This window comes from Halomonas sp. (genome assembly GCF_041689495.1).
GTDB lineage: Bacteria > Pseudomonadota > Gammaproteobacteria > Pseudomonadales > Halomonadaceae > Halomonas.
The window spans coordinates 1-5,882 of record NZ_JBDNGD010000463.1 but is presented as its reverse complement, the minus strand read 5'-3'; the positions used below and the strand labels follow the sequence as shown (position 1 = coordinate 5,882).

The window sequence follows — 5,882 nt, the reverse complement described above, 5'->3', positions numbered from 1 at the left end:
TCATCGGGTAGGTCATGGAGAGCTTGAGCTGCTTGTCCGGCCCGATGATGAACACCGAGCGCACGGTGGCGCTGTCGGCCGGGGTGCGCCCGTCCGGCAGGTAGGCCTCGGCCGGCAGCATGTCGAACAGCTTGGCGACCTTGAGGTCCTCGTCGGCGATGATCGGGAAGCCGACATCGCAGCTGGCATAGCTTGCGATGTCATTGATCCACTTCTTGTGGTCTTCCACGCCGTCCACGGAGATGCCGATCACCTTGGTGCCGCGCTTCTTCCACTCCTCGCTGAGCCTTGCGACGGCGCCGAACTCGGTGGTGCAGACCGGGGTGAAGTCCTTCGGGTGCGAGAACAGGATGGTCCAGCTGTCGCCGATCCACTCATGGAAGCGGATCGGGCCCTGGCTGGTATCGGCCTCGAAGTCGGGTACAACGTCATTGATGCGCAGTGACATGGTGCAACTCCCTTTCTTTCGGGTGGGTGAAGCTGCCGGCACGAGTCCTGCCATGCAGGCAGTGAAAGCTGTCCGGAGGGTTCCGACATTGTCGGGTCTGTCGGCCGTCTCGACAATGGCCAAGCGCGGCCTTCCTAATTCTTTGATGTTTTAACTTCAGACGATACTAAAATAATGGCCGCCGGCGGGGCTAGTCAGGGGACGGGCTGTCGCACTCTCGTCGGGTTCATTCGCCGCTGCTGTCGAGTACCCGGAGGGCGAGGCGCCCCTCGCCCAGCCGTGCCTCGAGCGCCTGGCCGGGGGCGGTGTCGGCCGCCCGGCGGACGACCCGGCCCCGTTCGTCCTCGAGGATCGCGTAGCCTCGGCCGAGTACCCCCAGCGGGCTGACGGCCTGGAGTTCCCGTGCCAGACCCGAGAGGCGGTCACGGTGTCGGTCGAGTCCGCGTTGCATCGCGGGTAACAGTCGCTCGGATGACCGAGCCAGTCGCCGCTTGGCCTCATCCAGTTGACGCTCGGGTGGGTGAGCGGCCAGCCGCCGGGCGAGAAGTCCGGCGCGGCCTCGTTCCGTTGCCAGTCGTGCCTCGATGGCGCGCGCCAGCCGGGCCTCCAGCTGGGTCAAGCTCAACCGCTGGCGCTCGAGGGCCTCGCGGGGGTGTCTCAAGCGGATGCGCAGATGATCCAGTCGCTGAGCCTCGCGCTCCAGGCGTGCGCCCTGGAGGTGTCGCAGGCGGCTTTCCAGTGAGGCCAGTCGTGCGGCCAGGTCGCGACGGTCGGGCACCAGTTGCTCGGCTGCCGCCGAGGGCGTGGGTGCCCGGACATCGGCGGCGAAGTCGGCCAGCGTCACGTCCACCTCGTGGCCCACCGCCGACATCACCGGCAGTCGCGAATGGAAGACCGCCCGGGCCAGGTGCTCGTCGTTGAAGGCCCAGAGGTCTTCCAGGCTGCCCCCGCCGCGGGTAATCAGGATGGCGTCACGGGCCGGGTCCAGCGGCTGCTGACGGTTGAGCATGCCGAGCGCCGAGATCAGCGCCGGCGCGGCCTCGCGGCCCTGCACCGGGACCGGGATCAGCGTCACCTGCACCAGGGGCCAGCGCGCGGAGAGGACCGCCAGCACATCGCGGATCGCCGCCCCGGTGGGCGAGGTCAGCACCAGCAGATGGCGGGGCGGGTAGGGCAGGGGCCTGGCGTTGGCGAACACCCCCTCGGCATCGAGGCGGGCCTTGAGCCGCTCGAAGGCGGCCAGAAGGTCGCCCAGCCCGGCGGCCTGAACGGCCTCGACGATCAGCTGGTAATCGCCACGGGGCTCGAAGATCGACAGCCGGCCCCGCACCCTGACGAGATCGCCATCGCGCATGGGCGAGGCCACGAAGCGTGCTCGTGTGCGAAAGAGGGCGCAGCGCAACTGGGCGTTGTCGTCCTTGAGGGTGAAGTAGACATGCCCCGAGCCGGGACGCGAGACGCCGGAGAGCTCGCCCTCCACCCAGAGCTCGCCGATATCCCGCTCCAGCGCCTGGCGGGCGCGGCGGTTCACGTCACTGACGGAGAGGGCAGGGCTGGGCGCTGAGGTGTCGCTGGGGGACATGACACGGGTCTCGGCAGGGTGACGTGCCTAGCCTACCATGGCTGGACGAGCCCCGAATGGATGACGTCGACCCCCTCGGCCCGTTATAATAGGGGATTAACTTCACTCCCTCCTCCACAACTTCACTGGGTGTTACCGCATATGCTACGTATGGCCCAAGAAGCTCTTACGTTCGATGACGTATTACTCGTCCCCGGGTTTTCCGAGGTCCTGCCCAATGACGTCAATCTCCGGACCCGCCTGACTCGGGATCTCTTTCTGAACATCCCGCTCGTCTCCGCCGCCATGGATACCGTCACCGAGGCTCGCCTGGCCATTGCCATGGCCCAGGAAGGGGGCATCGGCATCATCCACAAGAGCATGACCATCGCCCAGCAGGCCTACGAGGTGCGCAAGGTCAAGAAGCACGAGAGCGTGATCGTCAAGGATCCGGTCACCGTGGGGCCCAAGGCCAAGCTGGCCGACCTGCTGGCCATGGCCGAGGAGCACGGCTTCTCCGGTTTCCCGGTGGTGGAAGGGGAGGCTCTGGTGGGCCTGGTGACCCAGCGCGACATGCGCTTCCAGCCCAACCACGGCGACAGCGTCTACGACATCATGACCCCCGGCGAGAAGCTCGTCACCGTGCAGGTGGGCACCAGCCTGGACATCATCAAGGGCAAGATGCAGGAGCACCGCATCGAGAAGATGCTGGTGGTGGATGACGAGTTCCGCCTGCGCGGCCTGGTCACCTTCCAGGACATCGAGAAGGCCCGCACCTTCCCCTACGCCGCCAAGGACGACGACGGCCGCCTGCTGGTCGGCGCAGCCGTGGGCACCGGCCCAGAGACGCCCGACCGCGTGGCCGCCCTGGCCGAGGCCGGCGTCGACGTGGTGGTGGTCGACACTGCCCATGGCCACTCCAGCGGCGTGATCGAGCGCGTTCGCTGGGTGAAGGAACACTTCCCGCAGATCCAGGTCATCGGCGGCAACATCGCCACTGCCGAGGCCGCGAAGGCCCTGGCCGAGGCCGGGGCCGATGCGGTCAAGGTCGGCATCGGCCCGGGTTCCATCTGCACCACCCGCGTGGTGACCGGCGTGGGTTTGCCGCAGATCACCGCCGTATCCAACGTCGCCGCGGCCCTGGTGCCCTACGACATCCCGCTGATCGCCGACGGTGGCATACGCTTCTCCGGCGACATGGCCAAGGCCGTGGCCGCCGGTGCCAGCAGCGTGATGGCCGGTGGCCTGCTGGCCGGCACCGAGGAGGCCCCGGGCGAGATCGAGCTCTACCAGGGCCGCACCTACAAGGCCTACCGCGGCATGGGCTCCATGGGCGCCATGTCCCAGACCCATGGCTCCAGCGACCGCTACTTCCAGGACAAGAGTGAGGGCGCCGAGAAGCTGGTGCCGGAAGGCATCGAGGGTCGCGTGCCCTACAAGGGCATGATGAGCGCCATCGTCCACCAGCTGATGGGCGGCCTGCGTGCCTCCATGGGTTACACCGGCTGCCGCGACATCCAGGAGATGCGCACCAAGCCGGAGTTCGTGAAGATCACCGGGGCCGGCTTCAACGAGTCCCACGTTCACGACGTGCAGATCACCAAGGAAGCCCCCAACTACCGGGCAAGCTAACGTTCGCACGAGAGGGTAGAAAGAAGAGATAAGAGGGAAGATGAGACGTGAAGAGACGGGACAGGGCCGCCTCTTCCTTCTTCACTCTTCCTTCTTCATTCCTAGTAGACGGTGATTCGAGCCGCAGCGCTCGAGTCCACAAAGGCGGTGGCCATTTCATGCAAGACATTCACGCCCACAAGATCCTGATCCTTGACTTCGGCTCCCAGTACACCCAGTTGATTGCCCGCCGCGTGCGCGAGATCGGCGTCTACTCCGAGGTCCGCGCCTTCGATATCACCGAGGACGAGATCCGCGAGTACGCCGCCAACGGCATCATCCTCGCCGGCGGGCCGGAGTCGGTCACCGAGCTGGACTCGCCCCGCGCGCCGGCGTGCGTGTTCGAGATGGGCCTGCCGGTGCTGGGCATCTGCTACGGCATGCAGACCATGGCCGAGCAGCTCGGCGGCGCCGTGGAGGGCTCCCGGGTCCACGAGTTCGGCTACGCGCAGATCCGCATCGATGAAGAGACGGCGCTGTTCCGGAACATCTCGGACCACATCGACCACGAGACCGGCAGGAATCTCCTCGATGTGTGGATGAGCCACGGCGACAAGGTTTCCCGGCTACCGAGCAAATTCACCGTCACCGCCTCCACCCCGAGCTGCCCCATCGCCGCCATGGCCTGGGAGGAGAAGGCGTTCTACGGGGTGCAGTTCCATCCAGAGGTGACCCACACCCTGCAGGGCCTGCGTATTCTCGAGCATTTCGTGCTGGGCGTCTGTGGCGCCGAGCGGCTGTGGACTCCGGCCCAGATCATCGAGGACCAGATCGCCCGGGTCCGCGACCAGGTGGGTGACCGCCATGTGCTGCTGGGACTCTCTGGCGGGGTCGACTCCTCGGTGGTGGCCGCACTCCTGCACAAGGCCATCGGCGACCAGCTGACCTGCGTCTTCGTCGACAATGGCCTGCTGCGCAAGGCCGAGGGCGACCAGGTGATGGAGACCTTCGCCCGCCACATGGGTGTCAAGGTGATCCGCGTGGATGCCGAGGATCTGTTTCTCTCCAGGCTCAAGGACGAGGCCGACCCTGAGCTCAAGCGCAAGATCATCGGCAACACCTTCATCGACATCTTCGATGATGAGGCCGGCAAGATCGAAGGCGTGGACTTCCTGGCCCAAGGCACCATCTACCCGGACGTGATCGAATCCGCCGCCGCCAAGACCGGCAAGGCCCACGTGATCAAGTCGCACCACAACGTCGGCGGCCTGCCCGAGACCATGAAGCTCTCCCTGGTCGAGCCGCTGCGCGAGTTGTTCAAGGACGAGGTGCGCAAGCTCGGCGTCGAGCTCGGCCTGCCCTACGACATGGTCTACCGTCATCCCTTCCCGGGGCCGGGCCTGGGTGTGCGCATCCTCGGCAAGGTGAAGAAGGAATACGCCGACATCCTGCGCGAGGCGGACGCCATCTTCATCGAGGAGCTGCACAACGCCGACTGGTACCACAAGACCAGCCAGGCCTTCGCCGTCTTCCTGCCGGTGCGCTCGGTCGGCGTGGTCGGCGACGCCCGCCGCTACGAGTGGGTCATCGCTCTGCGCGCCGTGGAGACCATCGACTTCATGACCGCCCGCTGGGCGCACCTGCCCTATGAGCTGCTGGAGAAGGTCTCCAACCGCATCATCAACGAGATCACCGGCGTCTCCCGCGTCACCTATGACGTGAGCAGCAAGCCCCCCGCGACGATTGAGTGGGAGTGAGGTAGTGACACCTGACCGACTATGTGTACTTAGAAAGCCTACCTATCGCTGGGTCCTAGGCGATCTGTCGTACCTTCTGGGACGATTGAGGGACAGACTCTCATTTCCCATCAAAGGTCTGAAGCTTACAGCTAGAGGTTCGGAGCCTTCCGCCCGAGGAAAATGACTATCGTCTACAAGGAGCCCCAATTCATGAAGACAGCACCATATCCTATTATCCGCCCCGAAAAGACAGGCGAGGTTGAAGCCATCAAGACCGCCGTCACCGTGCCGTCGGGGGCCAGCACGCACTCAGCGTAGCGGGTGGCGGCGATGGGGTCGCCCATGTCGTGGCGGAGGTTGATGCCAGGCTTTAGCCATGGCTCGCCGCCCAACGCTGTGCCAGCTTCCGGCAGTTGTTCAGCAGGCGCTGTTGCAGCCTCTCCAACAGCGTCTGTTCAGCGCCGGTATGGGTCTCTGCACTCAGGGTGGCGAGGGTGCTGTCGATGGCATCCGGCATGCGTTC

4 protein-coding genes are annotated in these 5,882 nt (G+C 65.6%); 2 read left to right on the top strand and 2 right to left on the bottom strand.

The features are described 5' to 3' along the window. The coding region (locus tag ACESMD_RS14145) for a redoxin domain-containing protein (protein WP_372614247.1) at nucleotides 1-448 on the bottom strand (448 nt) is incomplete at its 3' end. A 226-nt stretch (nucleotides 449-674) separates the two neighbouring features. After that, on the bottom strand, nucleotides 675-2,030 hold the full coding sequence (gene xseA, locus ACESMD_RS14140; protein ID WP_372614245.1) for an exodeoxyribonuclease VII large subunit: 1,356 nt from the start codon (nucleotides 2,028-2,030) through the stop codon (nucleotides 675-677). Nucleotides 2,031-2,171: 141 nt separating this feature from the next. Here xseA and guaB point away from each other — a divergent pair, with 141 nt between their 5' ends. Both guaB and guaA read left to right on the top strand, forming a co-directional pair. Continuing rightward, a complete protein-coding gene (guaB, locus tag ACESMD_RS14135; RefSeq protein ID WP_372614243.1) occupies nucleotides 2,172-3,641 on the top strand; it encodes an IMP dehydrogenase in 1,470 nt (489 codons plus the stop codon). Nucleotides 3,642-3,799: 158 nt separating this feature from the next. Then, a complete protein-coding gene (guaA, locus tag ACESMD_RS14130; RefSeq protein ID WP_372614241.1) occupies nucleotides 3,800-5,377 on the top strand; it encodes a glutamine-hydrolyzing GMP synthase in 1,578 nt (525 codons plus the stop codon). Nucleotides 5,378-5,882 lie beyond the last annotated feature (505 nt).

Excerpts from the sequence above, each read along its gene's own strand:
- guaB (WP_372614243.1), top strand. The coding sequence starts at position 2,172 with ATGCTACGTATGGCCCAAGAAGCTCTTACGTTCGATGACGTATTACTC.
- xseA (WP_372614245.1), bottom strand. The coding sequence starts at position 2,030 with ATGTCCCCCAGCGACACCTCAGCGCCCAGCCCTGCCCTCTCCGTCAGT.
- guaA (WP_372614241.1), top strand. The coding sequence starts at position 3,800 with ATGCAAGACATTCACGCCCACAAGATCCTGATCCTTGACTTCGGCTCC.